The organism is Cyanobium sp. LEGE 06113 (genome assembly GCF_015207615.1).
Genome location: NZ_JADEWM010000005.1, coordinates 274,671 through 292,929, shown reverse-complemented (window position 1 = coordinate 292,929; position 18,259 = coordinate 274,671). Strand labels below are relative to the sequence as shown.

Annotated in this window: 15 protein-coding genes, 1 tRNA gene and 3 pseudogenes; 8 read left to right on the top strand and 11 right to left on the bottom strand. The window is 70.1% G+C overall.

From position 1 onward, the window contains the following. A pseudogene (locus tag IQ220_RS10855) lies at positions 1–1,834 on the bottom strand (alpha-mannosidase); the annotation flags it as partial. 159 nt (positions 1,835–1,993) lie between these two features. On the opposite strand from IQ220_RS10855, the gene IQ220_RS10850 reads away from it, so the two are divergent. Next, a complete protein-coding gene (locus IQ220_RS10850) occupies positions 1,994–2,113 on the top strand; it encodes a photosystem II reaction center protein I (protein ID WP_186697384.1) in 120 nt (39 codons plus the stop codon). Positions 2,114–2,445: 332 nt separating this feature from the next. Next, complete coding sequence (locus IQ220_RS10845) at positions 2,446–4,959, top strand: DUF3769 domain-containing protein (protein ID WP_193914918.1); 2,514 nt, start codon at positions 2,446–2,448, stop codon at positions 4,957–4,959. Here IQ220_RS10845 and IQ220_RS10840 read toward each other — a convergent pair. From IQ220_RS10840 to IQ220_RS10805, 8 genes and pseudogenes are all read right to left on the bottom strand, one after another. After that, positions 4,907–5,566: a 3-isopropylmalate dehydratase small subunit 2 gene (locus IQ220_RS10840; RefSeq protein WP_193914916.1), complete on the bottom strand. Its 660-nt coding sequence runs from the start codon at positions 5,564–5,566 to the stop codon at positions 4,907–4,909. The genes IQ220_RS10845 and IQ220_RS10840 overlap by 53 nt on opposite strands. A gap of 28 nt (positions 5,567–5,594) precedes the next feature. After that, positions 5,595–7,031, bottom strand: coding sequence for a 3-isopropylmalate dehydratase large subunit (gene leuC, locus IQ220_RS10835; RefSeq protein WP_193914914.1), 1,437 nt, complete (start codon positions 7,029–7,031; stop codon positions 5,595–5,597). 88 nt (positions 7,032–7,119) lie between these two features. Beyond that, positions 7,120–7,422, bottom strand: coding sequence for a hypothetical protein (locus tag IQ220_RS10830; RefSeq protein WP_193815419.1), 303 nt, complete (start codon positions 7,420–7,422; stop codon positions 7,120–7,122). Between the two features lie 130 nt (positions 7,423–7,552). Beyond that, a complete protein-coding gene (locus tag IQ220_RS10825) occupies positions 7,553–8,158 on the bottom strand; it encodes a YrbL family protein (protein WP_193914912.1) in 606 nt (201 codons plus the stop codon). Positions 8,159–8,301: 143 nt separating this feature from the next. Further along, positions 8,302–9,582 carry a competence/damage-inducible protein A gene (locus IQ220_RS10820; RefSeq protein WP_193914910.1) on the bottom strand — a complete coding sequence of 427 codons (1,281 nt, stop codon included), beginning with the start codon at positions 9,580–9,582 and terminating at the stop codon, positions 8,302–8,304. Continuing rightward, a complete protein-coding gene (locus IQ220_RS10815; protein WP_193914908.1) occupies positions 9,579–10,682 on the bottom strand; it encodes an MraY family glycosyltransferase in 1,104 nt (367 codons plus the stop codon). Before IQ220_RS10815 ends, IQ220_RS10820 begins: the two co-directional genes overlap by 4 nt. A 67-nt stretch (positions 10,683–10,749) precedes the next feature. Continuing rightward, positions 10,750–12,047, bottom strand: a pseudogene (gene glyA / locus IQ220_RS10810) (serine hydroxymethyltransferase). A gap of 132 nt (positions 12,048–12,179) precedes the next feature. Continuing rightward, positions 12,180–12,253 (bottom strand) — tRNA-Arg (locus IQ220_RS10805). Positions 12,254–12,324: 71 nt separating this feature from the next. Between IQ220_RS10805 and IQ220_RS10800 the strand changes: the two genes are divergently transcribed. From IQ220_RS10800 to IQ220_RS10790, 3 genes are all read left to right on the top strand, one after another. Continuing rightward, positions 12,325–12,564 carry a hypothetical protein gene (locus IQ220_RS10800; RefSeq protein ID WP_186697392.1) on the top strand — a complete coding sequence of 80 codons (240 nt, stop codon included), beginning with the start codon at positions 12,325–12,327 and terminating at the stop codon, positions 12,562–12,564. Beyond that, the gene (locus IQ220_RS10795) at positions 12,561–12,851 is read left to right on the top strand and encodes a DUF3181 family protein (protein WP_186697393.1); all 291 of its coding nucleotides are present in this window, start codon (positions 12,561–12,563) and stop codon (positions 12,849–12,851) included. The genes IQ220_RS10800 and IQ220_RS10795 overlap by 4 nt, the downstream gene beginning before the upstream one ends. A gap of 71 nt (positions 12,852–12,922) precedes the next feature. Next, positions 12,923–13,183: a cytochrome-c oxidase gene (locus IQ220_RS10790; RefSeq protein ID WP_186697394.1), complete on the top strand. Its 261-nt coding sequence runs from the start codon at positions 12,923–12,925 to the stop codon at positions 13,181–13,183. Positions 13,184–13,208: 25 nt separating this feature from the next. On the opposite strand, the pseudogene murJ reads toward IQ220_RS10790, so the two are convergent. Next, a pseudogene (murJ, locus tag IQ220_RS10785) lies at positions 13,209–14,830 on the bottom strand (murein biosynthesis integral membrane protein MurJ). A 75-nt stretch (positions 14,831–14,905) separates the two neighbouring features. Between murJ and sfsA the strand changes: the two are divergent. The 3 genes from sfsA to IQ220_RS10770 all read left to right on the top strand — a co-directional run bounded on the left by sfsA (position 14,906) and on the right by IQ220_RS10770 (position 17,746). After that, the gene (gene sfsA, locus IQ220_RS10780; protein WP_193914906.1) at positions 14,906–15,664 is read left to right on the top strand and encodes a DNA/RNA nuclease SfsA; all 759 of its coding nucleotides are present in this window, start codon (positions 14,906–14,908) and stop codon (positions 15,662–15,664) included. Between the two features lie 79 nt (positions 15,665–15,743). Next, entirely contained in the window at positions 15,744–16,970 is a 1,227-nt protein-coding gene (locus IQ220_RS10775; protein WP_186697397.1) for a 4-hydroxy-3-methylbut-2-enyl diphosphate reductase, read from the top strand. 125 nt (positions 16,971–17,095) lie between these two features. Continuing rightward, positions 17,096–17,746: a DUF1997 domain-containing protein gene (locus IQ220_RS10770; protein WP_370566429.1), complete on the top strand. Its 651-nt coding sequence runs from the start codon at positions 17,096–17,098 to the stop codon at positions 17,744–17,746. A gap of 9 nt (positions 17,747–17,755) precedes the next feature. Here the strand turns inward: IQ220_RS10770 and IQ220_RS10765 are convergent, their stop codons facing one another. Next, the gene (locus IQ220_RS10765) at positions 17,756–18,223 is read right to left on the bottom strand and encodes a DUF4079 domain-containing protein (RefSeq protein ID WP_193815201.1); all 468 of its coding nucleotides are present in this window, start codon (positions 18,221–18,223) and stop codon (positions 17,756–17,758) included. Positions 18,224–18,259: the final 36 nt, after the last annotated feature.

Sequence of the window (18,259 nt, the reverse complement as noted above, 5' to 3'; positions counted from 1 at the left end):
TGGTGGCAGGAGCAGGTGGGTGCCAGCCAGGGACCGGTGGAGATCGGCGTTGAGGTGAGCACGGCCAGCGGTGATTGGCGCACTTTGCGCTACCCGGGCGGCAGCGCCTGATCGCCAACCCCTTCGGGTTCAGCGCCAGTCCGGCTGATAGCTGCAGCTGCACGGCCCACCACCGCTCAGGGCCGCCCTGGCCAGTGTCCGGAGGCCCGGAAGGGGTGAGGCCCAGCCACTGCTGGAGGTGGCGATCGCGGCTGGCCCGGGCCTGGCGGCGGGCGGCTCTCCAGACGGGCTCAGCCTGCTCGAACACCTCCGGGATCGCCGTGCCCGGCAGGATGTCGTGGAACTGCTGAAACAGAAGGGGCTGCCAGTCGGGCTGCTGGCGCCCCCCCGCCAGCACGGCGGCCAGCCCGGCTTCCCGCAGCAGCCGCTCCAGGGTGCGGTTGTGGCGTTTCTGGTCGGGCCGGGTGGTGGCGCAGCCCCGGTGCAGCTCGAGATAGAGCTCATCGCGCCACACCGGCAGCTGGGGGCGCAGGGGCTCGAGGCCCGCCAGGAAGGACCGCAGGCTGCCGTGGGTCTGGGGCGCCGCCTCGGGCTGGTGCCGCCACAGCTCCAGCTGCTCCAGCATCTCGGCGGTGGGACCGCCGCCGTGGTCGCCGACCCCCGGCAGCCAGAGGGCCTGGGGCAACCCGGTGGCCCCCTGCCACTCCAGCCGGTGCCGCTCCATGGCGAGGGGATCCCCATCGGTGCCGATCGGCGCGCTCATCAGCGCCAGCAGCTCGCTGCCGCAGCGGCTGCGCCAGCGAAACAGCCGGTGCGGGAAGGGGTTGGTGGCGTTCCAGAACAGTTTGTGGGTGCAGAACCAGCGCACATCGGTGGCCGCGGCCGCGGCCGGCAGACCCGCCCCGAAGCCGAAACTGTCGGGCAGCCAGGCCAGCTGATGGCTCAGGCCCGGGAAGCGGCGGCGGCTGTCGTGCTGGCCCTCCTGGAACTGGCGCAGCAGCGAGGCGGTGCTGATCAGCACGCAGTCGCTTTCCACCCAGGGGCCGTTGATCGGCTCAAAGCGGCCGGCGCGCACGGCCGCCTGGAGGCGGCGCAGCAGGGCAGGGCGCTGGCGCTCCAGCCAGGCGTAGAGGGCCGGGGTGGAGTGGGCGAAGTGGAGGTCGGGGAAGCGATCGATCAGGTCCAGGGCGGAGCTGAAGGTGCGTTCAGCCGCCCGCCAGGTGTCGGCCACCGGCCACAGCCAGGCCAGATCGAGGTGGGCGTGGCCCAGCACATGCAGCCCCGCGCCAGGGGGCAGCGCCTCGGGCTGGCCGGCCTGCTGACGCAGGGCCAGCAGGGCCTGGCGGGCCGGCTGCAGCACCCCGAGGGGATCCTCCAGATCCAGGGGTTCGAGTTCGATGCTGCTGTGGATCAGGGCACCGTCGTCGTGCAGGGGGCTGCGCAGCCGCAGCTCCAGCCGCAGCGCCTCCCCCCGCCACCAGCGCTGGGGCAGGGGCCAGCGGCAGGAGGTATCAAAGAGGTCGCCGCAGTGCACCCTGGCGCCATCGACCCAGAGCTCGGCCTGATCGGCCCACCAGCGCAGGGCCAGCCGGGCCCGCAGGCCGGCAGTCTCCGCCTGGGCCGCCTGCCACGTCCCGGGGCAGGGCAGCTGCAGGGTGAGGCAGGTCCAGTGACATCCCCGGGGCCAGATCACCAGACCTCGGGCCTGCCAATCCGGCCGGTGCAGCGCTCCCCAGGGATGCTCCAGGGCCGGACCGGCGCCACCGCCTGGCTGGGGACAGTGCCAGCGGGCCTGCAGATCGAGCGGAGCGGGAACGGGGCTGATTCGTTTCAAAGTGAGGCTTGTGAGGCTGCAGGCCTGCGGTCCGGGCCCTGGGCGTCGTTGGATGGCGGGCCAGGTCCCATAGGATGATGCCGCTGGCAGAGGGTCGATGAGGTCCTCAGAGCTGGCCGTCACTCCCTGTTACCTGCCCGCTCCGCACAAGACCGAACCATGCTCGCTCTCAAGATCTCGGTTTATTCGGTCGTCTTCTTTTTCATCGGCGTTTTCGTCTTCGGCTTCCTGGCCAGCGACCCCAGCCGCACCCCAAGCCGCAAAGACCTCGAAGAGTGACCTCCAGCCTCAGCGCTGCGCTCAGCAGATGGAGCCAGGGCTGAGCGAACCCTCTGGGCTACGGATCTGAGCCGGAGCAGGGAGGCCTCGGATCGGGGTTTCTGAAGGTTGTGTCTGGGGAGCCACGGGTTGCGTCGGGCCTCCAACCCCCAGAGGGTTGAGCAGCGCATGGGGCCTGCTCGGCGACCGGACGGCCCGTCGGCGGGCGATCAGTTGAATGCCCGTCCCCCGACAGGCCCTGCTCCGCCCATGAGCCAGCACTGTGGGTCCTGCCGATGCCCCGTCCCCCCGGCCCTGATGCCCGTCGTCTGCCAGCCATCATCCTGATGAGCATGAGGCCCCACCCAGGGCGTCTGCGCCAGCGGCGCGGGACCTTGCTGGCGGCCCTGGCGGTGCTGAGTGCTCTGGCCCCTGCCGTGGGGACCGCCGCCCCAACCCCGATCGACTCACCGCGTGACCCGAGCGAAGCGGAGAAGGCCGCCGACGTTCTGCCCCCAGCCAGCGCGGAGGCCCCGGCCGACGCCGGCCAGCAACCCGCCGAGCCAAGGCTGCTGGTGGTTCGCTCGGATCGGCAGAGCTACGACCGCGCTTCCGGCACCCTGACGGTGAGCGGCAACGTGGAGGCCCGCTTTGACGGCTGGCGGCTGCTGGCCGACCGCATCGAGCTGCGCGACGACCGGCGCAGCGTGCTGGCCACGGGCCAGTTGCGGCTGATCCGCGGCGACCAGATGCTGCAGGCCGGCAGCCTCCGCTACAACGACTGGGAGGGCTCCGGCAGCATCACCGACGTCTACGGGGTGGTGGATCAGGAGACCCTCGCCCGCGACTTCGAGGCCTTGCGGCCAATGGGCGTGGGGCTGCAGGGACTGCCCGAGGCCCCGGCGACCGAACCTGGGGCTGCCGCGCCGGCACCGGATCCCGGCGAAGTGGCCGTGGCCCTCGACGACAGCTTCGCCTGCCCGGAGCTGACCGCCGATCCGCAGGCCCGCCCGCTGCTGGAGCTCCTGCCCCCGCGGCGACGCCCGCAGCCCACCATGCCCGCACCGGTGGGCTGCCCCGGGGGTGATGCCAGCCCGCGCAACAGCTCCCTGGGCCAGATCCTCAACGACGTGGCGCTGGAGCCCCGCGCCCCCGGCGAGAGCCTCGGCACGGGCGACCTGCCTGCCGCGGACCAGACGGCGGGCGAGCAATCGGCGGGCGAGCAGGGCCAACAGCCGGGCCGCCGCAGCGGGCCAGCAGTGCCCGACGTTCCGATCGACCAGCGGGTGAGCGGCGTGCGCTACCGCCAGAGCCAGGACACCACGATCAAGCTCGACCTGGCCCCCCTGATCGAGCAGCAGAACGACGCCCCCGGGGGCGTCGGCAGCTACCGGCCCCGGCCCCCGAAGGAAGGCCCGCTGACGCGACTGCGCTTCCAGGCCACCAGCATCCGCATCCAGCGCGATGGCTGGTTCGCCGATGCGGTGGCCTTCACCAACGACCCCTTCACCCCCGCCAAGGCCTGGATCTATGCGCGGGGGGTGGAGGCCCGGATTCGCCCCGACGGGGTGACCAGCATCAGCAGTCGCGACAGCCGCATCCTGCTTGGGGATCGCTTCTCGGTGCGAGGCCTGCGCGACGCCCAGATCGGCCAGCAGCAGAGCGCCTTCAGCCTGGATTCCGACCGCCGGGACCGGGACGGCGTCTACCTGGGCTACAACCTGCCGCCGCTGCGGCTGGGTCGGGAAGGGGTGCTGCGGCTGCAGCCCCAGCTGATGATCCAGCGCGCCATCGAAGATCGCACCGAGAGCTATGTGCGCCCCGGCACCTCCCTGGCGGGGCCTGACGTGCTGCAGCAAGCCCGCTTCGGTGACCTCTTCGGGATGGCCGCCCTGCTGGATGTGCCCGTGGGGCGCTTCCGCCTGCTCGGGGATGCCAGCCTGTCCACCTTCAATCCCGATAACTTCCGCGCCGGCACCCGCAGCAACGCCCAGCTGAGCACCCCTCTGGCCCTGCCGGGCCACAGCAGCTCCCAGGGGGCGCTGTTCGGCAGTTACCGGGAGCGCATCTACAACGGCAGCCTTGGACTGCAGACCCTGGTGTATTCCTATGGGGCCGAGCTCCAGGGCGAGGCTCAGCTGACCGGCAGCCGAGCCGATGACGAGCCCCCTCAGGGCACCCCCTATTTCACCCCGCTGCGCCTCAACTGGCGGGCCCTGAGCGGCAACTACCAGGCGGCCCTGTTCGACACTGACAACCTCGACACCCAGTGGCGCAGCGTGTTGCGGGGGGGCGTGAACGGCTCCCTGCGGTTATGGGAAAACCGCGATGGCGCCAACCCCGACACCATGGCCCAGTTGCGCTACGCGCCGATCCCGGTGATTCCCGGCCTCGGGCTGGATTTCGGCATCAACGGCAGCACGGCCTTCTACCAGGACGGGGCCCAGCAGAACACCCTCACCCTGGCGGCGGGCCCCTCGTTCACCATTGGGCGCTTCGAGCGGCCGGTGCTCGACTACACCCGTTTCTCCGCCTCCCTGGCGGGCACCCTGCTCGATGGCGGCAGTCCCTTCGGCTTCGATCGGGCCGTGGACCTGCGCACGGTGAGCTTCAACGCCGCCCAGCAGATCTACGGCCCCCTGGTGCTGGAGGCCGGCGCCACGATCAACATCGACAGCCGCTCCCGCTTCAACGGCGATGTGAGCTACTCCTACGTGGAGCTGAAGCTGCAGCAGCGGGCCTACGAGGTGGGCATCTTCTACAGCCCCTATGACGGCATCGGCGGCATTCGCATCCGCCTCAACGACTTCGACTTCACCGGCAGCGGGACCCCGTTCGTGCCTCGCCCCCAGCACCGCGGCGGCTGAAGCCGTTGGCATAGGGCAGGGCTGCCAGGGTGCGGCTGAGCGCCTCGTGGTGGGAGAGCAGCTGGCCGGTGGCATCCCACTGGCCGGTGCTGAGCATCTGGCGGGGGCCGGCGTCCAGTTCCAGGGACCAGCTCTGGCCTGGAGCCCGCAGCGTGGCCTCCGCCACATCCAGGCTGAAGAGGGTGGCAGGGGCTGTGGCGGCGGCTTCCTGGATGGTCAGCATCAGCCCATGGGGTGCGGTGAGGCAGGGAAGGCCCAGGGCGAGGCAGTTGCCATGGAAGATCTCGGCGAAGCTCTCGCCCACCAGGGCGCGGATGCCCCAGCGCATCAGGGCCTGGGGGGCGTGCTCGCGGCTGGAGCCACAGCCGAAGTTGCGGTTCACCAGCAGCAGCCTGGCGCCGCGGTGCTCGGGCCGGTCCAGGGGATGGGCCCCCTGCAGTTCGGCCCGGTCGTCGGCGAAGACCTGCTCACCGAGACCCTCGAAGGTGACGCACTTGAGAAAGCGGGCCGGGATGATCCGGTCGGTGTCGATGTCATCGCCGCGCAGCACCACGGCAGTGCCGGCCACCTGGCTGATCGGACCGCTGGGGAAGGGGGCAGTGGTCATGGCGCTGGTCACGGTGATGGGGGGGGATTCAGGCGGCGGGTACGGGGGTGGCTGGTGCGGCAGCCAGCAGCTGCCGCACGTCGCACACCCGGCCGGTGACGGCGGCGGCGGCCACCATGGCGGGGCTCATCAGCAGGGTGCGGCCCGAGGCCGAGCCCTGGCGGCCCTTGAAGTTGCGGTTGCTGGAGCTGGCGCTGATCTGACGGCCTTCGAGCCGGTCGGGGTTCATCGCCAGGCACATCGAACAGCCCGGCTCGCGCCATTCGAAGCCGGCGGCCGTGAACAGCGCGTCAAGGCCCTCAGCTTCGGCGGCGGCCGCCACCTGCTCGGAGCCCGGCACCACGAAGGCCTTGAGGCCGGGGGCCACCCGGCGGCCGCGGGCCACGGCGGCCGCTGCCTGCAGATCACTGAGCCGGCCGTTGGTGCAGCTGCCGATGAAGCACACATCCACCGGGGTGCCGGCGATCGGGGCACCGGGCAGCAGATCCATGTAGCGGTAGGCCTCCTCGGCGAGGGGGCGCTCATCGGCGGGGGTCTGCTCCAGGGTGGGAATCGCCTCGTCCACACCGATGCCCTGGCCCGGCGTGATGCCCCAGGTCACGGTGGGGGCGATGGCGGCGGCATCGAAGCGCACCTCGTCGTCAAACAGCGCCTCTGGGCCGCTGGCCAGGCTGCTCCACCAGGCCACAGCCCGCTCCCAGGACTCGCCCTCAGGGGCATAGGGGCGGCCCTTGAGGTAAGCAAAGGTGGTGGCGTCGGGATTGACATAGCCACAGCGCGCACCGCCCTCGATCGCCATGTTGCAGAGGGTCATGCGCTCCTCCATCGAGAGGGCGGCGATGGCCGGACCGGCGAATTCATAGGCGTGACCCACACCGCCCTTCACGCCGAGGCTGCGGATGATGTGCAGCACCAGATCCTTGGCGTAGACGCCAGGCTGCAGACGGCCGTCCACCCAGATGCGGCGCACCTTGAGCTTGCCCATCGCCAGGCTCTGGCTGGCCAGCACATCGCGCACCTGGCTGGTGCCGATGCCGAAGGCGATGGCCCCGAAGGCGCCGTGGGTGGAGGTGTGGGAGTCGCCGCAGGCGACGGTCATGCCCGGCTGGGTGAGGCCCAGCTCGGGGGCGATCACGTGGACGATGCCCTGGCGGCCGCTGCCGAGGCCGTGAAGGGTGATGCCGTACTGGGCGCAGTTGCGCTCCAGGGTGGCGAGCATCGCTTCCGCGAGGGGATCGGCAAAGGGCCGCGCCTGGGACGTGGTGGGCACGATGTGATCCACCGTGGCCACCGTGCGCTCGGGGTGGCGCACAGCCAGGCCCAGGTCGTGCAGCGCGGCGAAGGCCTGGGGGCTGGTCACCTCGTGGATCAGGTGCAGACCGATGAAGAGCTGGGTGGCCCCCCCGGGCAGTTCGGCCACCCGATGCAGGTCCCAGACCTTGTCGTACAGCGTGGCGGCGCTCACCGGATCCCTCTTGAGGCGCAATGGGCCAGGGTAGTCAATGGCTTTCCTCCACCTGGGGGGCGGGCCCGCCCTTGCGCGGGTTCCCTGTTCAGCGGATGCCGGGGCAGACCTGGCTCATGGCCACCACCTGGCCGGCGGTGATGGCATCGATCTGGACCTCCGTGATGCCATCCCGGGCCAGGGGAGCGTTGAGCTGGCGCACCAACCCCGGCTCCCAGAGCGAGTGTCCCTGGGCGTTGGCGTCGCGCCAGACGTCGCAGAAGAGCAGCAGCTGGGGGCGGCCTTCGCCGAGGTAGAAGTCGCGGTAGCGCTGCCAGTCCGTGGCAGAGGCCCTGGCCTGACCCTGCACCGCAGTCAGCAACGCGGCAGCCAGCAGCAGCGACAGCCGCATCAGTGCTTCAAAGGCCCCAGGATGCCACCTGGAGGTCAAGGTCGCCAAGGCGCTCCTCATGGCGCCCGTCAGGGGGCCACCCTCTGGGTAGCGAGCGCCGCATCCGGCAGCGCGTTCGTCACCACCCTGCTCAGCGGCAGCCGGCCCAGAAGTTGCGCCAGGAAAGGATTTTGCGCGTAGCGCACCAGGAGCTCTGCTCGAAGCGCGCCCACTTGCGGGCCACTTTGCGGCGGGCGAACCAGCCGCTGTGGGTGGCGATCGGGATGAAGTCGGTGTTGCCGATGCTGTCCACGATGTAGAGCCGGAAGGCCTGGGGGCCCAGGCGCTGGCACACCACATTCTTGGGGCGCAGGGCCAGGGTCACGATGCCGTCGCTCAGCATGGTGCGCCTCAGGGCCAGAAGCCCATCGCGCAGGCCACGACAGTGAAGACCTGAGGCCTCATTGGACTCGAGGTAATGCTGCAACGTGTGCGCCACCACGCCCGGCGTGTCCTGGATGAGTTCGAAACACGACCCCTCTCCCAGGTTGGTGGGCACCGTGCCGTTCCAGCGCGGCACCGCATCCCAGCTGATGCCGCGGCGCTGCAGGTGGCGGTAGAAGCGCTGCTCTCGACGGCTGTCGTGGGGGTCGCCGCCGATGTCCACCTTGACGCAGAGGCTCGGATCCTCTGGATGGCGGTGGCATTCGCGGTGCAGACCCCTGCCCACATAGGTGGAGGCGTCGAGATGGAGCATGCGGGTGTCGTCGGGAGAACAGGCCTTAACCGGTTCTTAGCCGTTCGATGGTATCCCTAGTCACATCGATTCGTTATCCCGCTCGACCTCCTCTTCATCCAGGCGCTGGCACGCGGGTCGTCCCCTGCAGGGAGGCAGATCGTTCAGCTGGCTGACAAACGCCGCCGCAGCCGATCGAGCGCCTCACCGGTGCTGAGGGTCTGGATCCAGGCGCGGCCACGGCTGCTGCCGAAGCGCACCGCGGCGCTGTGGGTGCCATCGGGGCCCGCCACGGCGATGTGCACCAGCCCCACGGGCTTGTCGGGGCTGCCGCCCCCCGGACCGGCAATCCCGCTCACGGCCACGCCCCAGTGGGCTCCGGTGAGCCTGCAGGCCCCCTCCGCCATCGCCGCCGCCACCGGATCACTCACCGCCCCGTGGCGCTCAAGCAACTCCTCCGGCACCCCCAGCACCCCCTGCTTCACCGCGTTGGCGTAGGCGATCACCCCGCCGAGGAACACCGCGGAGGCTCCGGGGATCGCCGCCAGGGCAGCGCCGATGCCGCCCCCCGTGCAGCTCTCCGCCACGGCAAGGCTCTCGCCCCGGCGCAGCAGAGCCGCCAGCACCACCGAGGCCAGGCTGTCGTCGTCGGCACCGAAGCAGGCCTCGGCGGCGCGCCGGCGGATCTCCGCCTCCACGGGCGCCAGCAGGGTGGAGGCCTGCTCGGGTGAAGCCGCCCGGGCCGTGATCCGCAGCTTCACCTCGCCGGCGTCGGCGTAGGGGGCCACGGTGGGGTTGCTGGCCGCCAGCAGGTCGCCCACCTGCTCGGCGAGGGCTGATTCGGCCACGCCCCAGAAGCGCAGCAAGCGGCTGGCGAACACCCCCTGGGAGAGGCCCGCCTGCCGTAGCCAGGGGGCCGCCGTGGCCTGCCACATCGCCTTCATTTCACTCGGCACCCCGGGAAAGGTGAGCAACGTGAAGCCGGGCAGGGGGCTCCAGATCATTCCAGCCGCTGTGCCGGTGGGGTTGGGGAGCACCACCGCACCCTGCGGCAGCAGGGCCTGGCGGCGCAGGCTGGGCGAGAGCTCCCGGCCGCGGCTGCGGGCCTTCGCGGTGATGTCGGCCCACACCTCCGGCCGCTCCTGCAGGGGAGTGGCGAAGGCCGCGGCGATGGCCTCAGTGGTGAGGTCGTCGGGGGTGGGCCCAAGGCCGCCGGTGGTGATCAGCAGGCGGCAGCGGCGCGAGGCCTGCTGCACGGCGGCGATCAGCCGCGCGCGGTTGTCTCCCACCACCTCCTGACGCAGGTGGGGCACCCCGAGCACGGCCAGCTGTTCGGCGATCCAGCGGGCATTGCCATTGGTGATCGTGCCGAGCAGCAGTTCGGTGCCGACGCAGAGGATCTCGGCGCTGCCCGGCTGTGGGCTGCCGGAAAGGTCGGAGGTCATCGCAGCCGCGCCACGGGCCTGTCCTGGCGCTGCAGGGCGCGGCGGGTGCTCACCAGCACCCAGATCAGCACCGCCGTGGCCAGGGCGAGCCAGAGGAAGCGCATCTCGGCATTCACCAGCACCAGGGCCAGGGAGGCCAGCCACTGGGTGAAGGCATAGATCAACAGCACCGTGCGGCGGTGGCTCAGCCCCGTGCGCAGCAGGCGGTGGTGCAGGTGGCGGCGATCGGGATAGAAGGGCGAATGGCCCTCACTGAGGCGGCCCATGATCACCGCTGACATGTCGGCCAGGGGCAGCGAGAGGATCAGCAGCGGCAGCAGCAGACTGACGCTGGTGAGCCCCTTGGCCGGCCCCACGATGCTGATCGCGGCCAGGGCAAAGCCCAGGAAGTAGGAGCCGCCATCCCCCATGAAGATGCGGGCGGGGTTGAAGTTGTGGCGCAGAAAGCCCAGGCAGCTGCCGGCCAGGGCCGCGGCCAGCAGGCCTGCGGCAGGTTGATCCAGGCTGAAGCTCACCGAGAGCAGACCCACAGCCGCGATGCCGCTCACGCCGGCGGCCAGACCATCGAGGCCATCGAGCCAGTTGATCGCATTGGTGATGCCCACCAGCCACACCAGGGTGGCCAGCAGGCTCAGCCAGTCAGGCAGCTGCAGCACGGCGGAGGGTGCCCCCATCCAGCCGAAGGGCAGATCGATGCTGCCGATCCGCACCCCCTCCAGCCACACCGCCGTCGACACCAGCAGCTGGCCCAGCAGCCTCGGCAAGGGGGGCAGGGCGAACAGATCGTCCGCCAGGCCGATCACGAAGAAGCACAGCGAGCCGCCGAGGGTGGTCCAGATCAGGGCATCCTTGCTGGCCTCCAGCTGGGCGAAGCCACCGAGCTGCCAGGTGAGGGCGAGAGCCAGGCTGAAGGCGATCACGATGCCGATCCCCCCCAGCCGCACCATCGGGGTGGTGTGCTGCTTGCGGGCGTCGGGGGCGTCGATCAGCCCCCAGCTCAGGCCGAGCCGCCGCACCACTGGCACCACCAGGGCGGTGAGCACGGCAGCCACGGCAAAGGTGAGCAGCGCTGCAGCGTTGGGGCTGTAGGCAAGGGTCACGACAGCGGGCCGACGCAGGCGCCTGGGGGCAGGGCGTAGGCCGCCACATTACGGTCAGGTGAGGGGCTCAGACCGGCTGCAGCTCACGGGTGGGGGCGTAGAGCGGGAAGCGCTCGCAGAGCCCGGCCACGCGCTGCCGGCAGCGCTCCTCGATCGCCCCATCTTCAGGGTTGAGCAGGCGGTCGGCGATCACGTCGGCCACCTCGGCAAAGGCCTCGGCATCAAAGCCGCGGGTGGTGCAGGCGGCGGTGCCGAGGCGCAGACCACTGGTGACGAAGGGGGACTCGGGATCGAAGGGCACCGTGTTCTTGTTGGCGGTGATGTGCACGTCGCTCACCAGCAGATCCGCCACCTTGCCGGTCATGCCGATGCTGCGCAGATCCAGCAGCACCAGGTGGTTGTCGGTGCCACCGCTGACCACGGCGATGCCCCGCTCCTGGATGCGCTGCGCCAGGGCCTGGGCATTGCGCACCACCTGCTCGCTGTAGGCCCGGAAGGAAGGCAGCAGGGCTTCGCCGAAGGCACCGCCTTGGCGGCGATCACGTGCTCCAGCGGGCCGCCCTGGCTGCCGGGGAACACCGCCTTGTCAAAGCGCTTGCCGAACTCGGCATCGCGGCAGAGGATCAGGCCGCCGCGGGGACCGCGCAGCGTCTTGTGGGTGGTGGTGGTGACCACATCGCACACGGGCACGGGGTTGGCGTGCACGCCGGCGGCCACCAGGCCGGCGATGTGGGCCATGTCCGCGAGCAGGAAGGCGCCCACCTCATCGGCGATGGCGCGGAAGGCCTGGAAGTCGATGCTGCGGGGGTAGGCCGAGTAGCCGCACACGATCAGCTTGGGCCGGTGCTGCAGCGCCAGCTGGCGCACGCTGTCGAAGTTGAGCTGCTGGGTTTCGGGGTCCACGCCGTAGTGCACGGCCTTGAACCACTTGCCGCTCACGTTCACCGGCGAGCCATGGGTGAGGTGGCCGCCGTGGCTGAGGTCCATGCCCAGGATCGTGTCGCCGGGCTGCAGCAGGGCCAGGAACACCGCGAAGTTGGCCTGGGCGCCGCTGTGGGGCTGCACATTGGCCCAGGCTGCTCCGAACAGCTGCCTGGCCCGCTCGATCGCCAGCTCCTCGATGGCGTCCACGTGCTCGCAGCCGCCGTAGTAGCGCTTGGAGGGCAGGCCCTCGGCGTACTTGTTGGTGAGCACCGAGCCCTGGGCCTCCATCACGGCGCGGGAGGTGAAGTTCTCCGAGGCGATCAGCTCGAGGTGGGTCTGCTGGCGCTCCAGCTCCCTGCCGATCAGGGCGGCGATGGCGGGGTCGGCGGCCGCCAGGGGTTGGTCGTGGCTGGCGCAAGCAGCCATCACAGAGGCAGCCATCGCGGGGTCGGCCATCGAAGCAGTTCTGGGTCCTGCATCGATCGTAAAGACACGTCAGCCGAGGCCGCCCGCCGCCCAGGACAGCACCAAAAAAACAGCTCCAGGCGGAGCCGGAGCAGGGTGGTTTGAAAGCGCGCCTGGAGAGATTCGAACTCCCGACCCTCTGATCCGTAGTCAGATGCTCTAATCCGCTGAGCTACAAGCGCATGGCACCATTCTCAGCGCACGGAGGGCCCATCCGTCAATCGGTCCGCCCCTGATCCCCCAGAGCTCTCCCATGCCCATCCGCTGGTACGGCCCCTCCAACCCGGAAGACCCCACCTTCCGGCACTTCGAGCGGATCGTGAACCTCACCCTGCACGCCGCCCTGTTTGCTGCCATCAACAGCGGCCTCTGGGTGGTGCAGGAGCTGCGTCACCCCTGGACCCACCTCAACCTGGTGAGCCTGCTGTGGCTGACGGGCCTGCTGATGCACGCTGGGGTGGTCATCGCCATGCGCCCGGCCCCCGAAGCATGAGTCTCTCCGCCAGTGAACTGAAGGACCTGGAACTCGCCCTGGCCGACCGGCTCTACCTGCAGGTGGCCGGCTGGCACCTGTACCTGGGCGATGCCGGCCTGGCCCAGACCCTGGCCATCGAGTGCGCGGCCCGGCTCGACGCCGGCAGTGGGGTGTGTGCCCGCCAGGCCCTGGAGGCCGTGCAGGTGCCGATCGGCGGGGGCAGCACCCGCCTGCCCCTGGCCCGGCTGGTGCCTCCCGGGCAGCTGCGGGATCTGGAAGACGTGATCGAACCCTTCTGCCGCTGAGCGCTTGTTGTTGCCGAGTCGACCGATTTTGTGGTGAAGGCCGATAAGGTTGCGCCCCATGCCCTTGGGCCGTGCTGCTGATTGAGGTCACCAATGCCCGCGATGTCGTCGGCAAACGGATCGGCAAGCTCGGCAGCCGCCTGATCGGCAAGGTGGTGGATGCGGAGGCCCAGGTTGAGAAGGCCCTGATCCAGGAGCTGGAAACCGCCTTCCGCGACTTCGGCATCGAGGCCCGCATCGTGTCGGTGCAGGGCCCCCAGTTGCTGGGCCGCTCCCATCTGGAGCTGCCACTGCAGGTGCGCGAGGAGCGTCAGGTGGGGCCCAGGCCCTGATTCAGGCCCTGACCGGCCAAGCCTGTCAGCGACGGCCGGGCCAGGCCAGGCGGCGGCTCAGCTGGCTGACCACCTGCTGGGCCTCAGGCACCCTGGCCCAGTGGGAGAGGCTGGCGTACACCAGCATTCCCAGTCCGCTGCTGAGACCCACCTGCAGGGCCCTGCCGATCAGGCTGTCGGGCCAGCCCACCAGCAGCGCCAGGGCCCGCGCCGCCGCGGCTCCGGCCACGGCGGCGGCCAGCAGCAGGGCGGTGTCGCGCCCCCAGCGCCATAGCGGCAGGCCGTTGAGCCGCAGCTGCAAGGCCAGCAGCAGGGCAGCGCAGGTGATCAGGTTCACCGCCACGGTGGCCAGCACCAGCCCGGCGGCACCGGCATAGAGCCCCGGCAGCAACTGGCCGCCCCCGGGGACAGGGCCTCCCACAAAGGTCCAGCAGAAGATGGCATTGAGCCCGATCCCCGCCAGGGACCAGCGGAAAGGGGTGACGCCGTCGCCGAGGGCATAGAACACCCTCACGAGCACATCGCGGGCCAGGTAGGCCGGCATGCCGATGCCGTAGGCCATCAGCAGCTGGCCCACCAGCGTGGCCGCACCGGCATCGAAGGCTCCCCGCTCGTAGACGAGCGCCACGATCGGCACCGCCAGGGCGGTCATCAGGGCCCCGAGCGGCAGCATCGAGGCATTGGAGAGCATCAGGCCCTGGCGGATCCGCGCCACCAGCTCGGGGCGGTCCTCGGGAGCGGTGAGCCGGGCATAGACCGGCAGCAGCGGCACCAGCAGGGCGTTGGAGATCAGCCCCAGGGGGGTCTGCACCAGCAGGTTGGCGTAGCCAGCCCCGCCGCCGCCGCCGGAATTCCCGAGGCGAAGAACAGCGACACGAACACATTGATCTGCAACATGCCGGAGGAGAGGGTGGCCGGGCCCATCACCTGCATCACCTCGCGCACGCCGGGATCCTTCCAGTCCCACACCAGCCGGAAGCGGTGCAGCCCCTGGCGCGCCAGCGCCGGCAGCTGGATCAGCCACTGCAGCACGGCTCCCAGGGTGGTGCTGCCCGCCAGCACCACGCCGCCGATCAGGGCGTTTTCCGGCAGGGTGATGGCCGGCCCCAGCTGCCACCAGAGCAGCCCCAGGCCGGCGATCACCGCCACGCTCGAGAGCAACGGGCTCACTGACGGCAGCCAGAACTCATCGGCGGCGTTGAGCGCCCCGAAGCCGAGGCCGATCAGGCCGGCGAACAGGGCCATCGGCGCCATCCAGCGCAGCTCCACCACAGCGATGGCGTGGCGCTCGGCATCGAGGCCCGGCCCCACCAGGCTGATCAGCGGGCCAGCCGCCACCAGCAGCAGCACGGTCACCACCAGCAGGCCCGCCCCCACCAGGGTGTTCATCGCCGCGAGCACGTGGGCCCCCTCCTGCCGCGGCCGCCGCGCCAGCACACTCACCATGGCGCTGTGGAACGGACCGTTGATGCCGCCCAGCAGGATCAGCAGGAAGCCCGGCAGCACATAGGCGTAGTTGTAGGCGTCGTAGGCCATGCCCACCCCGAAGGAGGCGGCGATCACCTGCTGGCGCACCAGGCCGGCCACCTTGCTGATCGCCGTGGCAGCGGCCACGATCAGGGCAATGCGACGCAGGGACTGGGGCATGGATCCGGGCCCCTGGGCCCGTTGGCTTGAGCGGCAGTATGGCGGGCGTCCCTTCGCCGCCCCGGCTGCTGCGCCATGGCCCCGCTGATCCTGGAGCTGGGCCCCCTGGTGGAGGGGGTGCTGCTCAAGCGCTACAAGCGTTTCCTGGCCGACGTGCAGCTGCAGGACGGCAGCGTGGTGACGGCCCACTGCCCCAACACCGGGCCCATGACCGGGGTGCTGCAGCCCGGCGGGCGGGTGCTGCTGCGGCACGCCCCCTCACCCAGCCGCAAACTGGCCTGGACCTGGGAGCAGGCCGAGGTGGAGGGCGCCGATGGCCAGCCGGTCTGGGTGGGCATCAACACGGCCCTGCCCAACCGGCTGGTGCGGGCGGCGATCGAGGCGGGCTGCCTGGAGCCCCAGCTGGGCCCGATCGGCGCCATCAGGGCCGAGGTGCCCTACGGGCAGAACCGCCGCAGCCGCATCGACCTGCTGCTGACGCCAGCGGCAGGGGCCGCCGATCAGCGCCCCATCTACGTGGAGGTGAAGAACACCACCTGGACCCAGGGCCGGCTGGCCCTCTTTCCGGACACCGTGACCGAGCGGGGGCAGAAGCACCTGGTGGAGCTCACGGCCCTGCTGCCGGAGGCCCGCGCCGTGCTGCTGCCCTGCCTGAGCCGGGGCGACGTGGAGCGCTTTGCCCCTGGGGATGCCGCCGATCCCCGCTACGGAGAGCTGTTTCGGGCCGCCCTGGCGGCGGGCGTGGAGGTGCTGCCCTGCGTGTTCCGCTTCACGGCCAGCGGCGTCCACTGGCAGGGGCTGGCCGGTGTGGAGCCGCGCCAGCCAGATCTTTAGCCAGGTGAACGGCCCTGCTGCGGCGATTCGGCAGCCGTGCGCGAAGGCCCATAGAGTTCGGCCACTGCTGTGGGCCGCCGTGGATACCCGTGCTTTCAAGCGATCCCTGCACCACTCGGAGCGCTACAACCGCCGCGGCTTCGGCCTGGGCGAAGAGGTGGCCGGCAGCCTCGAGCAGGCCTACCAGAGCGATCTGGTGGCCAAGCTGCGGGGCAACGGCTACGCGCTGCAGCGCGGCCGGCTGAATGTGCGCCTGGCCGAGGCCTTCGGCTTCTGCTGGGGTGTGGAGCGCGCCGTGGCCATGGCCTACGAGACCCGCCGCCACTACCCCAGTGAGCGGATCTGGATCACCAACGAGATCATCCACAACCCCTCGGTGAATGACCATCTGCGCGAGATGAACGTGCAGTTCATCGCCGTGGAGGGGGGTGTGAAGGACTTCTCCGACGTGGCCGGTGGCGACGTGGTGATCCTGCCGGCCTTCGGCGCCACGGTGCAGGAGATGCAGCTGCTCAATGAGCGCGGCTGCCACATCGTGGACACCACCTGCCCGTGGGTGTCGAAGGTGTGGAACACCGTGGAGAAGCACAAGAAGCATGCCTTCACCTCGATCATCCACGGCAAGGTGAAGCATGAGGAAACGCTGGCCACCAGCTCCTTTGCCGGCACCTACCTGGTGGTGCTCGACCTGGCCGAGGCCCAGCTGGTTTGCGACTACGTGCTGCTCGGCAACCAGAACCTCAGCGCCGAGCAGCGGACCGCCGCCCGGGAGGCCTTCATGGCCCGCTTCGCCAAGGCCTGCTCACCGGGCTTCGATCCCGACCGTGACCTGATCCGGGTCGGGGTGGCCAACCAGACCACCATGCTCAAGAGCGAAACCGAGGAGATCGGCCGGCTGGTGGAGCGCACGATGCTGCAGCGCCATGGTCCCGCCGAGCTCAACGAGCACTTCCTGGCCTTCAACACGATCTGCGATGCCACCCAGGAGCGCCAGGACGCCATGTTCGCCCTGGTGGATGAGCCCCTCGACCTGATGGTGGTGATCGGCGGCTACAACTCCTCCAACACCACCCACCTGCAGGAGATCGCCGTGAGCCGCGGCATCCGCTCCTTCCACATCGACACCCCCGAACGCATCGGTCCGGGCAACCGCATCGAGCACATGCCCCTTGGCGGTGAGCTCACCGAGGAGTCGCCCTTCCTGCCGGAGGGACCGATCCGGGTGGGGATCACCTCCGGGGCCTCCACTCCGGATCGCATCGTGGAGGCGGTGATCGAGCGGCTGATCGAGCTGAGCGAGGCCTGAGGCTGGGCCTCTAGATTGGTTCCTGTGGAACTGTGAGCACAGCGATCCCTGGGCTGGAGCCATGCGCTCGTGACCTGGGTCCGCCGAGCCGGTTCCGGTTGAACCTGTCGTTGCGTCCGTCGCTGTTGTCGTCCACCCCCCTGTCGACAGCGCCACTCGGGTCGGCCCAGCGGGACGACATTCCGCCGCTGCGCCAGTCTGACGACTCCCGGGTGCGCCTGTACCAGAGCAGCTTCGCCGATCTCATGGAGATGCGGGCCCCCACGGAGGCGGTGGCCCACTATCTGGATCGCCACGAGGGCTGGTTCAGCCGCTGCGCCGCGCCGATGGCCGTGGAGCCCCTCGGCGCCAATGGCTACAGCCTCACCCTGGGGCGCTTCGGCAACTTCGGCTTCGAGGTGGAGCCCACCATCGCCCTGGAGCTGCTGCCCCAGAGCGAGGGGGTCTACCGGATTCTCACGGTGCCCATCCCGGCGGGGGACACTGGCCTGGAAGGTCTCTACGACGTGGACTTCCTGGCGTCCCTGCGGCTCGACAACACTGCCGAGCTGGAGGCGCCCCTCACTCTGGTGCGCTGGGATCTGGCCCTCAGCGTCTGGATCCGTCTGCCCGGGGTGATCACGCTGCTGCCGGATGGCCTGGTGCAGAGCAGTGGCGAGCGGCTGCTGCGCCAGATCGTGCGCCAGGTGTCCCGCAAGCTCACATGGAAGGTGCAGGACGATTTCCACAACAGCCACGGCCTGGAGCCTCCCCCCAGGCGGCGGGCGCAGTTCTGAACGGCCAGCTCAGGCTGGGCGGTTCTCCCAGATCTTGTTGAGAATCTGCATCCCGCTCACCGCCTGCCACAGAAACAGCGTGACCATCAGCATGTTCAGCCCCACGTGGGCCTTGCGGGCGATCAGGTTGCCCTGCTGCATCAAGGGAGTGAGCGAGGCGGCCAGGGCCACCATCGAGGTCATGCCGATCCCCACCAGCAGGTGCGGGCCCACGAACAGCTTGCCGTTGTTGAGGTAGGTGACGGCCATGCCGCCGAAGCAGCCGATCACCACCAGGGCCAGCAGCACACTGCCCACCTGGAAATGGCGCTTGGCGTACTGGCCCTTGATCAGCAGCTTGCGGGTTTCGGCATCGGGTGCCGTGCGCAGTTTTTTGGCCTTGATGCCCAGGAACAGCCCGTAGCCGGACAGCCCGAGCAGGCTCCACATCATCAGCGGATGCAGGAAGTTGAGGCCGTAGGCGAGCGACTCAGGCATGGCGTGGCCGGGGCGGAGACGATGCAGCGAAACTAC